This window comes from Synechococcus sp. RS9907, assembly GCF_014279615.1.
GTDB lineage: Bacteria > Cyanobacteriota > Cyanobacteriia > PCC-6307 > Cyanobiaceae > Parasynechococcus.
The window spans coordinates 1,165,918-1,186,389 of record NZ_CP047944.1 but is presented as its reverse complement, the minus strand read 5'-3'; the positions used below and the strand labels follow the sequence as shown (position 1 = coordinate 1,186,389).

Sequence of the window (20,472 nt, the reverse complement as noted above, 5' to 3'; positions counted from 1 at the left end):
AGAGTTCTCGACTGCACAGCAGACTGCACAACGATCAACACCAGACCATGACGGGTGTATTGGCGGCCCTTGGAGCAGCCATGGCCTGGACGGGAGCCAGTGCACTCTGGCGATCACTATCAGGGCGAGTCACGGCGATCCGGCTCAACGCCATGAAGAACGGCTTGGCCAGCCTGCTGTTTCTGCCGGTTCTGCTCACACTTCCGCACAACACCGAAGTGCATGCTGTTCTGCTGCTGTTAATCAGCGGCTTGATCGGCATTGCGGCCGGCGACAGCTTCTATCTCGGGGCGTTGCGGCGACTCGGCACCCGACGAACCCTCACCGTGGAGGCCAGCGGTCCGGTGCTGGCCAGCATCGCTGGGGTTCTGGTGATGGGGGACAGCCTGGCCGTGAAGAACGGTCTCGGCGCGCTTTTGGTTTCAAGCGCGGTGGTTCTCATCGCCATACACGCAAAAGAGACGAGCCAAGGGGAGCGGGGGGGCAGCGCTGCTGACTTCGGCATCGGGCTGCTGTTGGCACTCACCGCCGTGATCTGTGGCCTGAGCGGAGCCTTTCTGGCCCGTCAGGTGCTGATCAGCAGCAACCTCACCCCATTGCAGACGGCATCGATCCGGCTGCTGGGCGGATGGCTTGGTCTTCTTCCCTTCCTCAAAGGGATCTGGAGACAGACCAAGCTGAAACAACGGGAGCAATGGAAGCTTGTGATCGCCACCGTGGTTGGAACCAACGGCGGAATCCTGTTGCAACAGGTGGTGCTGCAAACGATGCCCGTTGGAGAAGGGGTGACGCTGATGGCCACGGCGCCAGTGATGGCTCTTTTTGTGGGCCGAATGGAAGGAGACCCGATTCAGCTCTCCGGCGTGGCTGCCGCGGGGCTGGCCTTGGCCGGTGTGGCCTGCACCAGCCTCTGAAGGCCGGATTCCAGGGCAGAAGCTGCAGCCTCATTCAAAGTCAGCACCACCAGATCAGCACCACAGCCCTGATCGGGACGCCAGGCATGGCTGGGAGCTGCTTCAAACCAGCTGTTCAACCGCGGACCAACCATCTGGATCTGAAGCGGAAGCGTTTTGCTGGGCAGCCAGACACGCCCCTTGAGTCGAACCACCTGGAGATTGCTCACGAGGCTGGGCAACAGCTGCTCGAGGGCCTGACGGTCCAAGGCCCCTTCAACGCGCACATTGCTGCCGACCATGTCGACATGGCTGTGGTCGTGATGGTCGTGATGGTCGTGATGGTCGTTGTGGTCGTTGTGGTCGTTGTGGTCGTGATGGGTATGGGCTTGGGGAGTGGGCTTGTGATCAAGGCCCAACACAACGGATGTCTCCACCTGTCCCTGAGACACAGGAAGCAGAGCGGTACCCGGGCGCACTTTGTCTTTGATCCGCCCCTGCACCTCAGCCATCGCTGATGCATCCAGGCAATCAGCCCGGCTGATCAAGACCAGGTCAGCGGCCTGGAGTTGATCCTCAAACAAGTCGTCGATCGCTGTGAGGTGATCGAGGCTGGGATCCTCGGCCCGTTGCCGCTCCAGCGCTTCAGCATCAGCCACTGGGCTGCCTGCAGCCAAAGCTTCGCCATCCACCAGCGTCACCACACCATTCACATGCACGCGGCTGCGGATGGCCGGCCAATCCAGGGCCTGAAGCAGAGGCCTTGGCAAAGCGAGACCGCTGGTTTCAACAACGATCCCATCCAATTGATCCGCCCGTTCCAGCAACGTCTCCATGGTCGGCAGGAAGTCGTCCTGCACCGTGCAGCAGAGGCAGCCGTTGTTCAGCTCAACCAAACGGCCGTCCACCTCCTCCTCAGGACAAAACCCGCAGCTGCGAATCAGATCACCATCAAGCCCAACGCTGCCAAATTCGTTGACCATCACAGCCAATCGCTGACCGCCACGGGTGAGCAGATGGCGGAGCACCGTGGTCTTGCCGGCCCCAAGAAACCCGGTGATCACGGTCACCGGCAGACGCTTAGCCATGACGATTAAGGGCGGCAGCCCAGGCTCTCACGGGTGGAGACACCACTGATCGGATTGGATCCATCCGCCCGAGCGCAGAGTGCCCGCTGTTGGGGGAGGTCGATCACGGCGTTGGTGAAATCAGCACCGTCGATCTGTGCGTCCGTGAAACGGCTCTGCATCATCATCGCGTTGGTGAAATTGGCCCCCCGGAGATCGGCGCCCTCGAAGTGGCTGGCAAAGCCCACAACATCGGAGAGATCGGCATCCCGGAGATCGGCCCCCTGCAGTTGCGAGGTGTTGATCACAGCGCCGCGCAGGTCTGTGCCGCTGAGATTCACCTCGCGCAAATCGGCCTTGAGGAACTCTTTTTCTTTGAGGTCAAGACCGTGCATATCAGCGCTGATCTCCTGAACTGCGAACTGACCACGCAGCTCGGGAGCGGTGATGGCCTGCACTGATTCAGCCCAAACAACAGTGCTGAACGCCAGCGTGATCACCGCCAGCAGCGAGGCCATACGTCGAAGGGCGCCCATTAGACCGGTAATTTGAGCAATCACGTTATGGCAACTGTCCGCGGAGCGAGTCGATATGGCCATGAGCTTGCGGGTGGTGGTTCCACCCCATCCCCTGATCGGCCATTGGCTGACCATGCTTCGGCATCGGGAAACCCCTGCGGCCCTCTACGCCACAGCCCTGCAGGAACTGGGCCGGTGGCTCACCTACGAAGCCCTGCGGGACTGGCTGCCCCATCGCCGGGAGATGGTGCCCGGACTCCATGGGGACACCGAAGGCACCCTCGTTGAAGCATCGGTACCGCTGATCGCCATTCCAGTGCTGCCAGCAGGCCTCGAGCTTTGGCAGGGAGGACGATCCGTCCTTCCCGATTCATCCCTCTGCCTGGGGTCGTGCCCACAGGAGATCGAAGCCAACGCCGGGGTGATTCTGTTCGTGGATCAGATCAGTGATGGTGAGGCCACCCTCAAACTTCTGCAGGAGCTCCAGAGCAAGGGTGTGGATGGTCGGCGGCTGCGGCTGATCACTGCCCTGTGCGCCAGTCCAGGACTGAAGCTGTTGGGTGAAGCGATTCCAGACCTAACGCTGCACACCGCCTGCATTGACGAAGGCGTGGGGGAGCAGGGTGAGATTCGTCCGGGAATCGGTGACCCTGTGCGACGGCTGAACCTCAGATCTTGAGGGCATGACTAACCTTCAGGCAGGTTGAACGCACCCATGGCCCAGCAGCACGACACGGGCTCAGGCACCCTGGCAACCCTGGTCACCGGAGCAGTGCTCGGTGCTGCAGGCCTGGCCTGGTGGCTCCTCAACGAAGCCGACAGGCGCAGGCGTTACGGCGCGCAGAAGTCGATGTTGCACGCACCGCGGATGCAGGACGGTTCCGAAGTGCTGGACAGCGCAGGCAACGGACACCTCGAGGAGCGGGTGGAAAAACTCAACGCGGAGATCGCCCGCGTTCGCGCCCAACTCGAGGGACTCGGTAGCGAAGGATGAGCGCTCGGTAGGTTGGCTTGATTGCCACTGGTCCGCTCCGTTCCATGCTTCGCTCCGACGCCGTCACCAAGGGGATTCAGCGGTCTCCCAACCGCGCCATGTTGCGGGCCGTGGGCTTTGGAGACAGCGATTTCGGCAAGCCCATCCTGGGCATCGCCAACGGCTACAGCACCATCACCCCCTGCAATGTGGGGCTGAACGACCTCGCCAAACGAGCTGAGGAATCGGCCCGGCAGGCCGGAGGCATGCCACAGATGTTCGGAACCATCACCGTGAGTGATGGAATCTCCATGGGCACCGAAGGGATGAAGTACTCCCTGGTGAGCCGTGAAGTGATCGCTGACGCCATCGAAACGGCCTGCAATGGCCAGAGCATGGATGGGGTGCTGGCCGTTGGTGGCTGCGACAAGAACATGCCCGGCGCCATGCTCGCGATGGCGCGGATGAACATCCCTTCGGTGTTCGTCTACGGCGGCACGATCAAGCCGGGCAAGCTGGGCGGCTGCGATCTCACGGTGGTGAGCGCTTTTGAAGCGGTCGGCCAACTGACCAGCGGCAAGATCGACGAAGAGCAGCTCACCGCAGTTGAGAAAAATGCCTGCCCTGGGGCTGGCAGTTGCGGCGGCATGTTCACCGCCAACACCATGAGTGCCGCCATCGAAACGATGGGTCTCAGCCTCCCCTACAGCTCCACGATGGCTGCCGAGGACGAGGAAAAGGCCGACAGTGCGGCTCGCTCCGCCGAGGTGTTGGTGGAGGCCGTGAAAGCCAACATCCGCCCCCTGGATCTGCTCACCAAGGAAGCCTTTGAGAACGCCATCAGCGTGATCATGGCGGTGGGTGGCTCCACCAATGCGGTGCTGCACCTGCTGGCCATTGCCCGCACCGCCGGCGTTGACCTGAGCATCGATGACTTCGAACGGATTCGTCAGCGGGTGCCGGTGATCTGTGATCTCAAGCCCAGCGGCCGCTACGTGACCGTTGATCTGCACAACGCCGGCGGCATTCCCCAGGTGATGAAGCTGCTGCTGGATGCAGGCTTGCTGCACGGCGACTGCCGAACGGTGGAGGGCAAAAGCCTGAAGGAGTTGCTCGCCGATGTGCCCTCGGAGCCGCCCTCCGGGCAGGACGTGATCCGCCCCCTGAGCAATCCGCTTTACGCCAAAGGGCACCTCGCCATCCTCAAGGGCAACCTCGCCAGCGAGGGAAGCGTGGCCAAGATCAGCGGTGTGAAGACACCTGTTCTCACCGGCCCGGCGCGGGTGTTTGAAAGCGAGGAAGACTGCCTTGCCGCCATCCTCGACAAAAAGATCCAGGCCGGGGATGTGGTGGTGGTCCGCAACGAGGGTCCCGTCGGTGGACCGGGCATGCGGGAGATGCTGGCTCCCACCTCAGCGATCGTTGGTCAGGGCCTTGGGGACAAGGTCGCCCTGATCACCGATGGCCGCTTCAGCGGCGGCACCTATGGCCTGGTGGTGGGTCACGTGGCTCCTGAAGCCACCGTTGGCGGAACGATCGGGCTGGTTCAAGAAGGCGACAGCATCACGGTTGATGCTGATCAGCTGCTGCTCCAACTCAACGTGGATGACGCGGAACTGGATCGGCGCCGGGCGGGATGGAGCAAGCCAGAACCCCGTTACCGCAACGGAATTCTCGGCAAGTACGCGCGGCTCGTCTCCAGCTCAAGCCGGGGTGCCACCACCGACCACGCCGATTGAATTCGGCGCGATCAAACAGCCGGTTGCACCAGAGCCCGTAGGCGCCGACCCAATGCTTCAAGCGGGGCGGCATCCTGCGGTGCCGCACAGCGCTGCCCCGATGCGCCATCCATCCAGACTGGATGGCGCCCGTGCCAGAGCATCGGACGTTCCGGTTGGTCCCACCAGCTCAGCATCAGATTGATCTCTTCGCCACTCCGATAGATCTCCAGTTCAAGATCCTGATCGGAGCAACGCTGGCCGTCGCCATCACGGCATTCAATCCGCACGTGCAGATCGTCGATTTGTTCTGGAGCCGAAGGATCGATCAGAACAACAGCATGGCTCCAGGGCTTGAGGCAAACGTCAGCCGCCTTGGCAATCAACAGCAGAAGGTCCATGGACTCAGGGCAAGGCGCGGATTGAACGGATCAGCACCCGGATGGAGCCAGCGCGAAACCCCGGATTGAGATCCCCAGCATCACCGAATTTCGAGTGCAACACCTGAATGCGGGTGATGCCACTGGGATCGAAGCGCAGCGGTAAGCCAACGGGCTTGGCACGCACCGTGGGTCTGAGGTCGGCGAATGGCACCACAACAGGGGTCACACCGGACGGTTTGGTCGCAACATCCACCACCCAGCGGAGACCACCGGGAATCAGTTCCGTGAGTCCCATGGCTCCATCCCGGCAACCAAGGGCAATCTTCAGGGTGCGTCCCTCACCCTCAACATCCAGCTGAAGTGCTGAATAAGGGGACAGATCGAGCGGGGGCTGCAGGCGAGGGGAGCGGCAGCTCACGAAACCACCGCCGGTCTCCACCAGCTCCCCGTCCAGCACGAGTCCGTCGGGGGTCACGCGGCAACCGGCACGGGATCGGCCGCCCATGATCGTGTCGTTCAGGCTGGCCCAGTCAGCAAAGTCGCTGCCCTGGAAAAGGATCTGTTCAGAGGCCGGCGGCTGCATCCTGATCAGCAAGGATCAGCACATCACTAGCAGGTTGAACCAGCCGAGCGGGAGTGCGATCGGAGGATTCGGAGGGATCAACCAGTCGCCGGAGGGCCTCCTGTTTACCGGCACCACTGACGAGGAAGATCACCTGACGGGCGGCACTGAGCACAGGAGCCGTCATGGTGATGCGATCCAAACCCTTGCCGCGCCCGATGGTCGTCCAGCGATCCGACACCGCTGGAGCCTCGGTGCCGGGGAACAGGGATGCGGTGTGGCCGTCATCCCCCAGGCCCAGCAGCATCACATCGAACACCGGTGGTGCTCCTGAGCACAGCTGAGACAGCTGGTCAGCAAAAGCCTGGGCACTGGCCTCAGGGCTCTCCAGTTCCACGGTGGGCACGGGATGAAAAGCGGCTGAAGCTCCAGGCCCGTGGGCGAGAAGGGTGCGGCGCAGCATGCCGGCGTTGCTGGACGCATCGTCGGCAGCCACCCAGCGCTCGTCACCCAGAACGACGTCCACCCGGTCCCAGGGCAACCGTTCCTGACCGAGCAGGGAGTAGGCGCTGGCGGGGGTGCTCCCACCGGAGAGAGCGATCTGGCAGCGGTCCCGTTGATCCAAGGCCAGATCAATTTGGGCGGCAACAGTTTCACAGACCTGACGGGCGAGGTCCTGAGGATCCTTCGCCCGCTCGATGCGGTAGTTGGTCATCGCTCAACGACTCAGCTGAGCCATTCGGTGTGGAACGTGCCCTCCTTGTCGACCCTTTGGTAGGTGTGGGAGCCGAAGCAATCCCGCATCGCCTGAACCAGGTTCTGAGGAAGGCGACCGGAGCGGTAGCTGTTGATGTAGTCGAGGGTGCTGCTGAAGCAGGGAACGGGAATACCGGCCTCGGCGGCACCGGCCACCACTTGAGCCAGTCCGGGAAGCCGTCGGTTGATCTGTTCAGCGAACCAGGGATCAACCATCAGGTTGGGCAGCTGGGGATCTGCGTGGAAAGCATCCTGAATGCGCTTCAGCAGACGGGCCCGAATGATGCAGCCACCCTTCCAGATCTGAGCGATCGACGGCATGTGGAGTTCATAGTCGAGGTCCTGGGAGGCGATTCGCAGAAGCTCCATTCCCTGGGCATAACTGGCGATGCAGCTGAGCACCGTGGCATCCATCAGCGGAGCCATGGCATCGGCAGGCGTTCCCAGGTCAAAGTCCTTGATGGTTGGTCCTTTGAGGATCGATTCGGCCGCCACGCGTTGGGGCTTCATCGAGCTCATCACCCTTGCATTGAGAGAGGCATAGATGGTGGGAACAGAGGCACCCATCTGCAGTGCCGTCACCACGGTCCAGAGACCGGTGCCCTTCTGGCCAGCCTGGTCGGTGATTTTTTCCACCAGATCAGTGCCATCGACGGGATCCTTGGTGCGCAGACACACCTCGGTGATTTCCACCAGATACGACGACAACTCTTCTGTGGCGTTCCATTGACCGAGAACGTCGGCCATCTGCACACCGGTCATTCCCTTGACCCGCTTCATCAGGTCGTAGCCCTCGGCAAGGATCTGCTCGATGCCGTATTCGATCCCGTTGTGGACGGTTTTCACCAGGTGTCCTGACCCGCCGGGACCGATGTAGGTCACGCAAGGTCCGTCTTCGACCTGAGCCGCCATCTTGTTCACAAGGCCCTCGATGGCCTCGTAGGAGGTCTTGGTTCCGCCGGGCATCATGCTCGGACCCTCCAGGGCACCTTTGGCGCCACCGGACACACCCATGCCGATGAAGCCAAAACTCTTGCTTTCGAGTTGCTTCACCCGACGTTCAGTGTCGTGGTAATCGGAGTTGCCTCCATCAATCAGCAGATCGCCTTCCTCGAGATAGGGGGAGAGCTGATCAACAACAGCATCGACGGCAGGCCCCGCCTTCACCATCATCAAAATCCGGCGGGGGCGCTCCAACTTGCCAACGAAATCTTCAAGGTCGGTGGCGCCCTGAATGTTCTTGTCCTTGCCACGCCCCTGGAGGAAGTCTTCGGTTTTGGCGTAGGTGCGGTTGTAGACAACGCTGGAGAATCCGTTGCGTTCCGCATTCAGGACGAGATTCTCGCCCATCACGCCAAGACCGATGAGGCCGAAGTGAGACTTGGACATGGCCTGAAGGACCACTAAGGAGTGATCTCAGTGTGTTGATCTCGGCTGGTCTCGACCGCAAATCAACCAATAAATGTCAGGAATGAGCCATCGGCAGAAAGACGTCGGCTCATTCCTGAAAGCGGTGCTTGCCCTCAGATCACTGTTCCATCGGCGATGGTGGCGTTTTTCTGAACCACCACAATGCCGTTGCGGATGTAGAAGCCCTGATCGGAACGGTCGGCTTCTTCCACGTTGTCCTTGTTGATGATCGAGACACCCGAACCAATGCGGGTGTTCTTGTCGAGGATGGCACGTTTCACCGTGGTGCCCTTGCCAACGCCAAGAGGAATGCCTCCACGCTCCTTCAAGACGGCACGTTCGTCGGGTGATTCAAAGAAGTCGGCTCCCATCACCAGCGTGTCTTGAAGCACGCAGTCACTTTCAATGCGGCTGCGCACACCCAGGACGCAGTGGTGGATGCTGCAGGACTTCAAGATCGAGCCTTCACCAACAATCGAATTGGTGATCTGGGCGTCGACCAGCTTGCTGGGGGGCAGATAGCGAGGACGCGTGTAGATGGGGAACTTCTCGTCGTAGAAGCTGAAGGGGGGCGTGGGTTGTTGGGTCAGCGCAAGGTTGGCTTCATAGAACGCACCGATGGTGCCAATGTCTTCCCAGTAGTCGTCGAAAACGTAGCTCTGGAGCTTGTCGCCCCTTGCGAGAGCCTCGGGAATGATTTCCTTGCCGAAATCCTTGTGGCCGGGATGCTTGTCGAGCAGATCGAACAAGGTCTCACGGCTGAACACATAGATGCCCATGGAAGCGAGATAGGGCCGCTCCTTGGCTGAATCGGCACTGAGGCCGAAGCGAGAGGTGTCGACAGCCATCTCCAGCAGCGAATCACCCTTGGGCTTCTCGCGGAACTCCTTGATCGAGCCGTTTTCATCGGTCCGCATCAAACCGAAAGCCTCTGCCTGCTTGGGATCAACGGGAAGAGCCGCAACGGTGAGATCAGCACCTGAGCGGCGGTGGTGCTCGATGAAGAGGCTGTAATCCATCCGGTAGAGCTGGTCGCCGGAAAGGATCAGGTATTCATCAACATCCCATTCCTGGAACAACCACTGGTATTTGCGTACAGCGTCTGCGGTGCCCTCAAACCAGGTGGGACTGTCGGGGGTCTGCTGAGCTGCGAGCACCTCAACAAAACCTCCACCGAAGGAGTTGCTGAGGTTGTAGGTCTGACTGAGGTGGCGGTTCAGTGATGCACTGTTGAACTGCGTCATCACGTACATCTTGTTGATGTCGGAGTTGATGCAGTTGCTAATCGGAATATCAATCAGTCGATATTTGCCTGCCAGAGGGACGGCCGGCTTGGCGCGCATTTTTGTGAGCGGATACAGGCGCGTGCCTGCACCGCCGCCCAGAATGATGGCCAAGACCCGCTTCATGCCGCTGTCCCAAATCGGCGTTGCCGCAAGAACTTACCGGAGTTTTTGGCTTCGCAACCGTCTTTGGGAAGAATCAGTCGAGATTACTGGGATTCAGATCGCGACTGAATGGCTCAAGAGCTCAAGATGCTTCCAAATCGAACAGTCTTTCGACAATTCGAAGAGCCTGTTGGCGATCCTGACGGGTCTGGGGAGCCCGCAGCTGGGTCACCGGCGTGTGGAGAATTTTGTTGACGATGCCCTTGCTCAGAGCCTCGACAACCTTGCGTTCCCGAGCTGAGAAGTCAGGGCCCATTCGGCTGAGGGCTTTCTGGAGTTCCTCAGTACGGATCGACTCCATCGAGGAACGCAGCTGGTTGATGGTCGGCACGGCCTCAAGGCTGTCCCACCACTCGAGGAACTGCTGCGCTTCCTGCTGAAGCAACTGCTCAGCCTCGCGGGCCATGGCCTGACGGGCTTCCTGGTTACGGGCAACGACCTCTTGCAGGTCGTCCACATCGTGGGATTCAACGCCGTTCACGTCGGCAGCATCGGCAGCGATGTTGCGCGGCACACCGATGTCGATCAGGCGCAGCTTGCTGCGACGGTTCAGAGGAGCCAGACGTGCAGCATCAATGATTGGATCATCAGCGGCGGTGCTGGTGAACATCAGCGAGCAGGTGCTCAGGTACTGATCCAGATCCGTGAGCGGCCTGCACTGAACAGGAAGATCGGGGAAATCGGCCGACAGCTGCTCGGCCCGCTCAACGGTGCGGTTCAGCAGAACAACACCAGAGGCACCCTTGGCCTGCAAGTGCTGAAGCAACAGACGGCTCATGCGCCCGGCACCGACAACAGCGATCTGCTCGCTTTCCAGGGTGACCAGTTGGTCCAGTCCCCGGGATTGGCCGAGCTTGAGCTGAGCAAGCTCAACGGCAGCAGAGCTGATCGACACAGCGCCTGTTCCAAGGTTGGTTTCGCTGCGGACGCGTTTGCCGGTGGTAACAGCCTGGGTGAGCAAACGATTCAGGATCGGACCCAGGGATTTGTGCTCCTGACCGAGCCGCATCATCTTCTTCACCTGGGACAAGATTTGTCCCTCCCCCAGCACAAGGCTGTCGAGACCCGCCGCCACCCGCATGAGGTGATCGACAGCGTCTTCGTGGTGGTAACTGAACAGGTGAGGCGTCAGCTCGCCCGTTTCAAGTCCGGAGTGGCTGCTGAGAAAGTCGCTGACAGCAGACACTCCGAGGTCCGGATTGCGGACCAGGGTGTAAATCTCAAGCCGGTTGCAGGTGCTGAGGATTGATGCCTCGAGCACCTGCTCATTGCCGCGCAGGGATTGAAGGGACGTCTCCATGGTCTGCTCAGGGATGCTGAGCCGTTCCCGGATCTCCACCGGTGCCGTGCGATGACTGAGGCCGACGACGGAGATATGCATGAAGACGTTCCTCTCAACCAGTGGGTGACGATCAGCTCAGAGCAATGCTCTGGGCGCCGTCTTTGATGTGCACGGTGTTGGTGAAGCGGCAGGTGTTGTCCAGGTTGCTGATCACCAGGCTGCTTGTGCGGGTGCAGTCCTTTTCGAACTTAACGCCATTGAAGAGCAGACCATCCGTGATGCCGCTGCCAGCGAAACAAACATGCTCGCCGCAGGCCAGCTCCTCGGCTTCATAGACCTTGTCGGGATCGGCGATGCCCATCTCAGCGAGACGCGCCAGGTTGCCCTCTTTGGTCATGTCAGCCCACTCGGAGGTCTGAGCAATCGCGGGGTCATACACCAGTTGGCCCTGGAAGTGGCCACCAAGAGCGCGCATGGCAGCGGCTGAAATCACACCCTCAGGGGCAGCGCCGATGCCCATCAGGCAGTGGGTTCCTGTGCCGGCGAAACCGCAGGCGATGGCGGCCTGAACGTCTCCATCAGAGATGGGCTGGATGCGAGCGCCGGTGGCACGGATCTCAGCGATCAGGTCCTTGTGACGGGCGCGATCCATCACAACGATGTTCAGCTCGTCGACGGGGAGACCCAGGCACTCGCTGAGGATCTTGATGTTTTCAGTGGCTGATTTGCGGATGTCCACCTTGCCCTTGGCTGCCGGAGGAGCAGCCAGCTTCTTCATGTAGAAGTCGGGGGCGTTGAACAGACCGCCCCGATCGGAAGCGGCGAGAACAGCCATGGAGCCGCGTTGGTTGAAGGCGCAGAGGTTGGTGCCTTCGCAGGGGTCGACAGCAAAGTCAACACCAGGGCCAGTGCCGGTGCCGACCTCTTCTCCGATGTAAAGCATCGGGGCTTCATCACGTTCCCCCTCGCCGATCACGATGCGGCCCTGCATCTGGATCTGATTCATGCGCTTGCGCATGGCATCAACGGCCAATGCATCGGCTTCATCCTTCAGGCCTTTGCCGGAGAGCGAGGCGGAAGCGATGGCGGCCTGCTCGACGATCTCGAGAATTTCCTGAATGAGGGTCTGATCCACGGGACTCCGGATGAGGTGGGACGGGTTGGCGAGATCTTCTGGACGGGCAGTTGGCCGTCGCCGCAGTGGATCTCGACGTCTGAGCGCGGCTCACTGTATCAGTGGTTGCAGGAGTCCCTAAAATCTCCCGGCACTTCGCGCTCCTCATCCATGAGCACCAAGCCCCTGGTGATCTCGCCGTCGATCCTGTCGGCTGACTTCGCACGACTCGGCGAAGAAGTGAAAGCCGTGGACGAAGCCGGTGCGGATTGGATCCATGTGGATGTGATGGACGGCCGCTTTGTTCCGAACATCACCATTGGACCGCTGATTGTTGAGGCGCTGCGGCCGGTGACCCAGAAGCCCCTGGACGTTCACCTGATGATCGTTGAGCCGGAGAAGTACGTCCCCGACTTCGCCAAAGCCGGTGCCGACATCATTTCCGTGCAGGTTGAGGCCTGCCCGCACCTGCACCGCAACCTGGCTCAGATCAAAGACCTGGGCAAAAAAGCAGGTGCAGTCCTGAATCCCTCAACTCCAATCGACACCCTCGATTACTGCCTCGAGCTCTGCGATCTGGTGCTGATCATGAGCGTGAACCCCGGTTTCGGCGGCCAAAGCTTCATCGAAAACCAGGTTCAGAAAATCCGCGACTTGCGCCGCATGTGCGATGAGAGGGGTCTCGATCCCTGGATCGAAGTGGATGGCGGCATCAAAGCCGGCAATGCCTGGAAGGTGATCGAAGCAGGTGCCAACGCGATTGTGTCCGGCTCCGGTGTGTTCAACCAACCCGATTACGCCGAAGCGATCAAAGGCATCCGCAACAGCAGCAGCAAGGAAGCCGTTCTTGCCTGATTGGTAGGCCATCACTCAACACCACCAGCCCGGCAGCCCATGCCGGGCTTTTTTTGTAATCACTTCAAGCAAGAACCAAGCGCTTGGGCAGTTTCATCATCTCCAAAGAATTGGAAGCCACAGCGACACCAACAAGCCTCCGATAATGAATAGATGAATGATGACGTCAAACTGGTTACTGCATTTCTGGCGCTTAATGCAGGCGTGATCGCATTGGCTTTTGCCGGTTATCTCAAAGGGAGCATGAATATCAGTGCCGTTCTTCAACATTTGGCTCAATAGTTCTGTTGACTTGAGGATCGAGCTTGCTCCGCTTTTACTCCCTGCCGCTGAGTTGAAATACGGATGATCCGAGCATCTGCTTTGAGCGATGCTGGGACTGTCGAAGTCGGAGGCGTCCAATGCGTGACGACAGTCCAACTGAGCAAGATCTAGAAGCTGCCTGACTGGCCTGACAAGCCATACAGCCAGACGCTTCGTTCAGCTTCAAAGAACGCCAACAAGGTGTAGGCCATCCCTTTGCAGGGGTGGCCTTCCTTTTTGCCCGTTGGCTTGATGCACGTCCTGAGAAGCCAACAACTTGGAAGGGCATCACGCCAATCAGTGACGTGGATCACAAAACAAGACTGAAGATCATGGAAATATTCAGTCACGCGATGGACCACAGGTCACGGCGCGAGATTCACGCATAACCGGGGGAACAGCATGAGCAGACGAGGCATCCATCCACTGCTTCGGGGTCTTGATCGGCCTCAGCGGGTCGCACCTTCAAGACGCGCTGTCTTGCTGTCTGGCCTGGAATCGGCGCAGCGGAAGCGTTATCTGCTCTCTGAAGCAGAAGAGAGCGAAACCTCCCAACAAACGAGCCGGCATTGCTCGTCTCAGTAAGGAATGCCCCTGCAGGCGCTGATTTGTTCGTTCCTACTGCACAGGAGAGGGTTGTGATCACAACCCAGAGTTGATTGGTGTGGGGGGGGGAGAGTCCAAGTGGACCTCGATCCCCCCTGAGTGGTGGGGAGAGTCCGTAAGGCCTCGATCCCCTGGTGGCGGCCGCTTGCGCTGCCAGACCCACATCTCCACCATGGTTTCCCTCCGCAGCTGCAGGCATGCAGCTCAAGAATCTCTTCCACTGATGGTGGGCCATCTTCACAAACTGAACTCGGGTGATACATCCCTGGAATGGGGGATCTGGACCAAAGGATCAATCCCTCATCTGGGGGATTGATTCGAAGAGAAAAAACTCATTACGATAAAACCAACAAAAAGCAATGAGTTCATGCCCAGATGCATCCTGTCATAGATCCAACTGAAGTTGACAGACCCTTTCTTGTTCGGGAGGGCAAAATGAATCACAGAGCAACCCGTTCATTGTGAAAAAATTTTTTTCCGGGCTTTTCACAGGAGTCGCATTAATGACGGTCTTGAGTGAACCAGCCCTGGCCAACAAGACATATTCAAAGGCAAAGACTTGCTACCAGAATCAATATGTTGAGACTTACCATCCCGGTACCAGAGAAAAGCCTGGCTACGTCAGCAGTCGAGAGGAGAGGGTCGAACGGCCCTGCCCCAAGACCCTGCATTTCCATGGGCGCAAAAGCCACAAACACAAGGAGGGGCATCACGCCCACAACCATTCAGCTCATCCACCGACAATGTCAGGAGGACGAAAGGTTATGGCGACTCCCGCAGAAGAGGACGACAATTCCTGTTTGGAAGGAACCCTCGCTGGCGGGGTTCTAGGGGGAGCCTTGGGAGGCGCGCTTGCCAAAAAGGACAACTGGATCTGGTCGATTCCTGCCGGGGCTGTTGGCGGTGCCCTTGTTGGATGTCAGGTCGATGGCGGTTGAGCCTCGATCGAGTTCACACAAAGTGCTGGTTAGAAAAACCAGCCGTAGCTGTGCAAACCAATGCCCAGCAGATTCACCCCGATGTAACAAACAGCGATCACCACAAGGCCAACAACAGCCACAAGAGCTGGGCGTCGGCCCTGCCAACCGCGACTGAGGCGTGTGTGCAGATAAGCGGCATACACCAGCCAGCAGATCAAGGCCCAGGTTTCCTTGGGATCCCAGCTCCAGTAGCTGCCCCAGGCTTCATTCGCCCAAACAGCACCACTCACGATGCCCACCGTAAGCATCAAGAACCCAACGGTGATGGTGCGATAACTGAGGCTGTCGAGTTGCTCGTTGGTGCTCAGCTGAACCGATTGCAGCTGAACAGAACCACCATTCGCGATCGAGGCCGCCTGACGATATCCACCACTGCCGATGGAACTGCTCCGCAGTTCCAGGGATTGGCCGCGATCGGTGACCAACACCGCCAAGGAGAGCAGGGATCCCACCAGCAGTGCGGCGTAACTCACCATGATCACGCTCACGTGCATGACCAACCAGCTTGAGCGCAGGGCGGGAACCAGAGGAGCCGCTGACTGCAATTGATCGGGCAAGGCAAAGCTGGCGAAGGCAATGCAACCAAGGCCCATGGGGGTGGCCGCAGCCGCCACGATGGGAGAAGGCCAGGCCCGTTCCACCAGCAGCTGGGTGAGGGTGCAAGCCCAGGCGAGAAAGCACAGGGATTCGTAGAGGTTGCTGATCGGGAAGTGGCCGGATTGCCACCAACGCAAAATCAGCTGAGCCGTGAACAGAAGGTTGGCGACGGCCACCAGCAGTCGCACCAAGCCAGCCCGGGACTGGCTGGACACCGCCCAGAAAGCCATGGGCATGGCCAGCAGCAGCAACACAAAGCCAGCGAAACCAAGACTGGTGACCAGCTCAAAAGGCGTGTTCAGCACACCATTTCCAGAAGACACGGGGATTCTGCCTCGGCCAATCAGCGACTGGCCTGTTTCAGCAACAGACCACCCGCCCCGAGGAACAACATCACAGGCAGCCAGGCCGCCAGAACCGGCGGCAGGGTTCCCTTCACCCCGAGGGAACTGAAGCTGAAACCAATCACGTAGTAGACAGCGATGATGCCGAGGGTGAGCACAAATGAGAAGCTTCGGCTGCTTCGGTAGCTGGGCTGAGCGCCGAGGGTCGCTCCAAACAAGCCAAACACCAGACAGGCCATCGGAACCGTGAACTTCTCCTGGATCCGCACACGGATTTTGCGGGCTTCCTTGATGCTGCCGGCCTCTTCGTAGAGCCTCTGGGCCTGCAAGGCTTCGGCAACAGTCATGTTGATGGCGTCTTTCTCAATGCGCGCCAAGCTCACCGGACCGGAACCAAGGGGATAGACGTAACGATCGAAATCGGCCTTGGTTGAGCTGCCGTTGGCGGCCAAGGTCAGAATCTGGCCATCCAGAAAGTCCCAGCTGGCTTGGGCCTCATTCCAGATGGCCCGATCCGCACGCAACATCTGGGTGAGACCGGATCGGGTGAAATCCAGAACCGTCACATCCACCATTTCACCGTTCTGAAACTTGCGCGAATAGAAGAGTTGATTCAGGCCCTTGCCGTCCTCTTCGCCGTCGGAATCGAAGCGGGTCCCGAAACGGGGATAAATGATGTCGCGTCCTGTCTCACTGGCGAGGGAACGACCCAGTGATCGCTTGAGGGTGACCTCTGCATAGCGTTGGCTGCGGGGCACCACCACGTCGTTGAGAACGAAGGTGAACAGCGTCATCACCATCGAAAGGGCGAGGGCCGCGCTGATCATCCGCACTGTGGTGATCCCAAGGCTGCGCAGGGCGGTGAGTTCACTGTTCGCCGAAAGGCGGGTGAACACGAACAGGGATGCCATCAGCGTTCCGATCGGCACAGAGAAGGCCAACCAACGCGGAATGCTGAACAGCAGCACCTGAACCGCGATCGTGATCGGCAGGTTCTTGTCGACCATCTGCCGCACCAGTTCAAACATCACGCCACCCGTGAGCAGCAACAGGGTGAACAGGGCAATGAAGAACAGAAGCGGACCAAGCAGCTCCTTGAGCAACCAACGATCCAGAAGATCCAGCCGCATCCAGGTGGCCCGTTTGAGACGATCCAAAATCACAGTTGGAATCCCTCCCCGAGGTAATAACGACGCACCTGTGGATCAGCTGCCACCTCCTCGGAACGTCCTGCGGCCAACACCGCACCCTCGTTGAGGATGTAAGCCCGATCAGTGGTGGCCAGGGTTTCGCGAACGTTGTGATCGGTGATCAGAATCCCCATGCCCCGGGAGCGCAACCCCTCGATCAGCAGCTGCAGATCCGCCACCGCAAGGGGGTCGACGCCTGCAAAGGGTTCATCCAAAAGCAGATACGTCGGTCCGTTGGCACCCGATGCCAGTGCCCTGGCCACTTCGCAACGGCGACGTTCACCCCCAGAGAGTTGGAAACCAAGACGGTTGATGAACGCGCTGAGGTGAAAGTCCTCAATCAGCTGCTGGCGCCGATCCCGACGCTGCTCGGAGCTGAGATCGGTCTGTTCAAGAGCGATATCCAGATTTTCACGCACCGTGAGATTGCGAAACACACTTGCTTCCTGGGGCAGGTAACCCACACCAAGCCGGGCTCGCTCCGGCATGGGCAGATGGGTGACCCGCTCACCGTTCACCGTCACCTCGCCCTGATCAGGGGAGAGCAAACCGATCACCAGATTGAAGGTGGTGGTTTTTCCAGCTCCATTGGGACCGAGCAGGCCGACCACCTCGCCGGGGGCAAGCTTCAGATCCAAGCCCTTCAGCAACTGGCGGCCCCCAAGGGTGATGGAGACATTCGACAGTTCCAGGGTCATGGAGTCACTGGGTTGGTCTCGGCCTGAACGTCGAGCACGGGTTGGCTGGGAGTGAGCGACCACTGACTGAACACCTGCTGGCCGGGAACAGGGCTGGCAATCGCGCGACCTTCATCCAGGAGATAAGTAAACCGGTCAGCACGGAGCTGATTGCCATCAGCCTGGATCACATCAACATCACCACTCAGAACAATCCGGTCTTCCTCCGTGAAGTACTGGGCCTGTCGGCTTGTTGCCACCAAACCACGACCGGCGTGCACCAAGCGAACGTTGCCACTGGCGGTGATCACACCCGTTCCGTTGTCGGCCGATTGCAGGTCGGACTCAATCGTGATGACGCCAGCGTCAGCTGTTTGCTGAGCCTGGGCCGAGAACAGGGGCCAAAGGGCGGCCAGAAGGGGCAGAGCTAAAAGAAGCCCCCGAGAACGGAGCATTGCTTTCACTGCCACACCACCTGCCCAAGTTCGTCGAGATTACCGGCGCTTCAGCGCATGGACTCAAGAACGGGGACAGTGCATGACTCGGGATCCCCATCCTGCTGAAGCGCCTCAAGCCGCTGTTGCGCAGCACGGCACAGAGACGCAAGATCCAAGCCAAGATCCGGGGTTCCAGGACGTTTGAGACGACCCAGAGCTTCACCGAAAAGAATCGTGGCACCGCGCCGGTTGCCCCGTTGCAGGTGCAACTGCGCTACCGCCACCTGCAGGATCCCCTGAAGGCTGCGCCGTTCCGGATCAGCTGTTTCATGCCAGAGCTCCTCAAACAGATCATGAGCGGCGTACCACTCACCTGCATTGAAGAGCTCCACACCCTGCTGAAAGCGAGGGTCCGCCTGAGGCATCAGCGCTTGGACTTGGCCGGCTTCTTGCCGGGAAGTTTGCGCAGACGGATCGACTCGGGCGTGACTTCGAGCATCTCATCGGGACCGATGTATTCCAGCGCGCGCTCCAGCGTCATCTGCACCGGTGCTTGCAGCGTGTCCAGTTCCTCAGCGCCCGCGGAACGCATGTTGGTGAGCTGCTTGGTCTTGCAGACGTTGATCTCGAGGTCCTGAGGCCGGTTGTATTCCCCGATGATCATTCCCTTGTAGACCTTGGTGCCCGGACTGATGAAGAACTGGCCGCGATCCTCGGCGTTCTTGAGGGCGTAGAACGTTGCTGTTCCTTCTTCGAAGGCGATCAGCACACCGTTCCGGCGGGTGTCGAATTCACCCATCATCGGCCGGTATTCATAGAAGGAATGGCTCATGATTCCTTCGCCGCGGGTGGCCCGGATGAATTCACCGCGGAAACCGATCAGACCGCGGGAGGGAACGATGAACTCCAGCTGGGTGCGGCCATCAGCGCTGGTTTCCATGTTCTGCATCTCGCCCTTGCGGGTGCCCAGTTTTTCGATGCAGCTGCCCACCGCAGGTTCAGGCACATCCATCACCAGGGTTTCCACCGGCTCGCAGGGGGTGCCATCGATAGTGCGGTAAATCACCTGCGGCTGGGACACCTGGAACTCATAGCCCTCACGGCGCATGGTCTCGATCAGGATGCCGAGGTGCAGCTCACCGCGACCACTCACCGCAAACCGGTCCGGTGAATCGGTGTCTTCCACACGCAGGGCAACGTTGGTGAGCAACTCACGCTGCAGGCGGTCACGCACCTGACGGCTGGTGACGAACTTGCCTTCCTTGCCCGCAAAGGGTGAATCGTTGACGACGAAGGTCATCTGCAGGGTGGGCTCATCCACCTTGATCAGCGGCAGAGCGGTGGGCTCATCGGGGCAGGCGATGGTTTCGCCAATGTTGACGTCGTCAAAGCCAGCCACGGCCACCAGATCACCGGCAGACGCCTCTTCAATCTCGACGCGCTGCAGCCCCTCGAAGCCCAGCAGCTTGCTGATGCGGCCCTTCTTGATGCTGCCGTCGTCCTTGATCAGCGCAGCGTTCTGACCCTGTTTGATTTTTCCGTTGTGAACGCGGCCAATGATGATCCGGCCGAGGAAGTCGGAGTAGTCAAGGGTGGTGATTTGCAGCTGGAGGGGCTTCTCCGGATCACCAACCGGGGGCGGAACGTGGCGCAGGATGGCATCGAACAGCGGACGCATGTTGTCGCTGTCGGTCTTCATGTCGGGCTTGGCGAAGCCTCCGAGACCGCTGCCGAACAGGTAGGGGAAATCGCACTGATCATCGTCAGCGCCGAGTTCGATGAAGAGGTCGAGCACCTTGTCGACGGCGGTCTCGGGATCCACCCGGGCCCGGTCGATCTTGTTGACGAACACGATCGGACGCAGGCCCTGCTCGAGGGCCTTCTTCAGCACAAAACGGGTCTGGGGCATCGGCCCCTCGTTGGCATCCACGATCAGCAGGCAACCATCAACCATGCCCAGCACCCGCTCCACTTCTCCACCGAAATCGGCGTGACCAGGGGTGTCAACGATGTTGATCCGGGTGTCGTTGTAGGTGACCGCCGTGTTTTTCGACAGGATCGTGATGCCCCGCTCACGCTCCAGGTCGTTGGAGTCCATCACACAGGTGGGGACGGCCTCGTTGTCGCGGAAAATTCCTGACTGCGCCAACAGCGAATCGACCAGAGTCGTCTTGCCGTGGTCAACGTGGGCGATGATCGCGATGTTGCGGATCGCCTTGTTGTTGGCGCTCATGCGGGCTGACCGTAAGTATTTGTGAAGAACGCCAAAGGCGCAGTGCGACAGGTTATCTCAACGTGAGAATCGACTGGTGCGCTCCGGACCCTTGCTGCGCAGGCTCCTGCGTAAATCTAATGCGCA

Annotated in this window: 22 protein-coding genes; 7 read left to right on the top strand and 15 right to left on the bottom strand. The window is 59.7% G+C overall.

What is annotated here, in order from left to right; genetic code table 11:
- Positions 1 to 47: 47 nt before the first annotated feature.
- On the top strand, positions 48 to 914 hold the full coding sequence (locus tag SynRS9907_RS06415; RefSeq protein ID WP_188022203.1) for an EamA family transporter: 867 nt from the start codon (positions 48 to 50) through the stop codon (positions 912 to 914).
- On the opposite strand, the gene cobW is transcribed toward SynRS9907_RS06415, so the two are convergent.
- Together cobW and SynRS9907_RS06405 are read right to left on the bottom strand one after the other, a co-directional pair.
- Positions 851 to 1,981, bottom strand: coding sequence for a cobalamin biosynthesis protein CobW (gene cobW / locus SynRS9907_RS06410; protein ID WP_188022202.1), 1,131 nt, complete (start codon positions 1,979 to 1,981; stop codon positions 851 to 853). The genes SynRS9907_RS06415 and cobW overlap by 64 nt on opposite strands.
- A gap of 5 nt (positions 1,982 to 1,986) precedes the next feature.
- Positions 1,987 to 2,478 (bottom strand): pentapeptide repeat-containing protein, encoded by a 492-nt coding sequence (locus SynRS9907_RS06405; RefSeq protein WP_244273103.1) that lies wholly within the window; start codon positions 2,476 to 2,478, stop codon positions 1,987 to 1,989.
- Between the two features lie 73 nt (positions 2,479 to 2,551).
- Between SynRS9907_RS06405 and SynRS9907_RS06400 the strand changes: the two genes are divergently transcribed.
- Genes SynRS9907_RS06400 through ilvD form a run of 3 tightly spaced genes read left to right on the top strand, consistent with a single transcriptional unit; the run spans position 2,552 to position 5,190 of the window.
- On the top strand, positions 2,552 to 3,157 hold the full coding sequence (locus SynRS9907_RS06400) for a uracil phosphoribosyltransferase (protein ID WP_188022201.1): 606 nt from the start codon (positions 2,552 to 2,554) through the stop codon (positions 3,155 to 3,157).
- A 36-nt stretch (positions 3,158 to 3,193) separates the two neighbouring features.
- Complete coding sequence (locus SynRS9907_RS06395) at positions 3,194 to 3,472, top strand: hypothetical protein (RefSeq protein WP_114989086.1); 279 nt, start codon at positions 3,194 to 3,196, stop codon at positions 3,470 to 3,472.
- A gap of 44 nt (positions 3,473 to 3,516) precedes the next feature.
- A complete protein-coding gene (gene ilvD / locus SynRS9907_RS06390; RefSeq protein WP_188022200.1) occupies positions 3,517 to 5,190 on the top strand; it encodes a dihydroxy-acid dehydratase in 1,674 nt (557 codons plus the stop codon).
- Between the two features lie 11 nt (positions 5,191 to 5,201).
- Here the strand turns inward: ilvD and SynRS9907_RS06385 are convergent, their stop codons facing one another.
- From SynRS9907_RS06385 to glpX, 7 genes are all read right to left on the bottom strand, one after another.
- On the bottom strand, positions 5,202 to 5,570 hold the full coding sequence (locus tag SynRS9907_RS06385; protein ID WP_188022199.1) for a hypothetical protein: 369 nt from the start codon (positions 5,568 to 5,570) through the stop codon (positions 5,202 to 5,204).
- Between the two features lie 4 nt (positions 5,571 to 5,574).
- Positions 5,575 to 6,135 carry a CIA30 family protein gene (locus SynRS9907_RS06380; protein WP_186508713.1) on the bottom strand — a complete coding sequence of 187 codons (561 nt, stop codon included), beginning with the start codon at positions 6,133 to 6,135 and terminating at the stop codon, positions 5,575 to 5,577.
- On the bottom strand, positions 6,116 to 6,829 hold the full coding sequence (pgl, locus tag SynRS9907_RS06375) for a 6-phosphogluconolactonase (RefSeq protein ID WP_188022198.1): 714 nt from the start codon (positions 6,827 to 6,829) through the stop codon (positions 6,116 to 6,118). Before pgl ends, SynRS9907_RS06380 begins: the two co-directional genes overlap by 20 nt.
- Before the next feature lie 11 nt (positions 6,830 to 6,840).
- On the bottom strand, positions 6,841 to 8,259 hold the full coding sequence (gndA, locus tag SynRS9907_RS06370; RefSeq protein WP_188022197.1) for an NADP-dependent phosphogluconate dehydrogenase: 1,419 nt from the start codon (positions 8,257 to 8,259) through the stop codon (positions 6,841 to 6,843).
- Positions 8,260 to 8,393: 134 nt separating this feature from the next.
- On the bottom strand, positions 8,394 to 9,689 hold the full coding sequence (locus SynRS9907_RS06365) for a glucose-1-phosphate adenylyltransferase (RefSeq protein WP_188022196.1): 1,296 nt from the start codon (positions 9,687 to 9,689) through the stop codon (positions 8,394 to 8,396).
- Between the two features lie 121 nt (positions 9,690 to 9,810).
- Complete coding sequence (locus SynRS9907_RS06360; protein ID WP_186495157.1) at positions 9,811 to 11,109, bottom strand: glutamyl-tRNA reductase; 1,299 nt, start codon at positions 11,107 to 11,109, stop codon at positions 9,811 to 9,813.
- Between the two features lie 31 nt (positions 11,110 to 11,140).
- Positions 11,141 to 12,145, bottom strand: a complete 1,005-nt coding sequence (gene glpX / locus SynRS9907_RS06355; RefSeq protein WP_007097794.1) for a class II fructose-bisphosphatase — start codon at positions 12,143 to 12,145, stop codon at positions 11,141 to 11,143.
- Positions 12,146 to 12,295: 150 nt separating this feature from the next.
- On the opposite strand from glpX, the gene rpe reads away from it, so the two are divergent.
- From rpe to SynRS9907_RS06345, 3 genes are all read left to right on the top strand, one after another.
- Positions 12,296 to 12,979, top strand: a complete 684-nt coding sequence (rpe, locus tag SynRS9907_RS06350) for a ribulose-phosphate 3-epimerase (protein WP_188022195.1) — start codon at positions 12,296 to 12,298, stop codon at positions 12,977 to 12,979.
- Positions 12,980 to 13,132: 153 nt separating this feature from the next.
- Positions 13,133 to 13,261: a hypothetical protein gene (locus SynRS9907_RS14025; RefSeq protein ID WP_255446015.1), complete on the top strand. Its 129-nt coding sequence runs from the start codon at positions 13,133 to 13,135 to the stop codon at positions 13,259 to 13,261.
- A gap of 1,088 nt (positions 13,262 to 14,349) precedes the next feature.
- On the top strand, positions 14,350 to 14,826 hold the full coding sequence (locus tag SynRS9907_RS06345; protein ID WP_188022194.1) for a glycine zipper 2TM domain-containing protein: 477 nt from the start codon (positions 14,350 to 14,352) through the stop codon (positions 14,824 to 14,826).
- 29 nt (positions 14,827 to 14,855) lie between these two features.
- On the opposite strand, the gene ccsB is transcribed toward SynRS9907_RS06345, so the two are convergent.
- The 6 genes from ccsB to typA are packed head-to-tail and all read right to left on the bottom strand — an operon-like array spanning position 14,856 to position 20,346.
- Positions 14,856 to 15,770, bottom strand: coding sequence for a c-type cytochrome biogenesis protein CcsB (gene ccsB, locus SynRS9907_RS06340; protein ID WP_114989075.1), 915 nt, complete (start codon positions 15,768 to 15,770; stop codon positions 14,856 to 14,858).
- A gap of 38 nt (positions 15,771 to 15,808) precedes the next feature.
- Complete coding sequence (locus tag SynRS9907_RS06335) at positions 15,809 to 16,969, bottom strand: LptF/LptG family permease (protein WP_255446033.1); 1,161 nt, start codon at positions 16,967 to 16,969, stop codon at positions 15,809 to 15,811.
- The gene (gene lptB, locus SynRS9907_RS06330; protein ID WP_188022193.1) at positions 16,969 to 17,697 is read right to left on the bottom strand and encodes an LPS export ABC transporter ATP-binding protein; all 729 of its coding nucleotides are present in this window, start codon (positions 17,695 to 17,697) and stop codon (positions 16,969 to 16,971) included. The genes SynRS9907_RS06335 and lptB overlap by 1 nt, the downstream gene beginning before the upstream one ends.
- Positions 17,694 to 18,131, bottom strand: coding sequence for an LptA/OstA family protein (locus SynRS9907_RS06325; protein ID WP_188022192.1), 438 nt, complete (start codon positions 18,129 to 18,131; stop codon positions 17,694 to 17,696). The genes lptB and SynRS9907_RS06325 overlap by 4 nt, the downstream gene beginning before the upstream one ends.
- A 50-nt stretch (positions 18,132 to 18,181) precedes the next feature.
- Complete coding sequence (locus SynRS9907_RS06320; RefSeq protein ID WP_115008966.1) at positions 18,182 to 18,538, bottom strand: DUF309 domain-containing protein; 357 nt, start codon at positions 18,536 to 18,538, stop codon at positions 18,182 to 18,184.
- Positions 18,538 to 20,346, bottom strand: coding sequence for a translational GTPase TypA (gene typA, locus SynRS9907_RS06315; protein WP_114989070.1), 1,809 nt, complete (start codon positions 20,344 to 20,346; stop codon positions 18,538 to 18,540). Before typA ends, SynRS9907_RS06320 begins: the two co-directional genes overlap by 1 nt.
- Positions 20,347 to 20,472 lie beyond the last annotated feature (126 nt).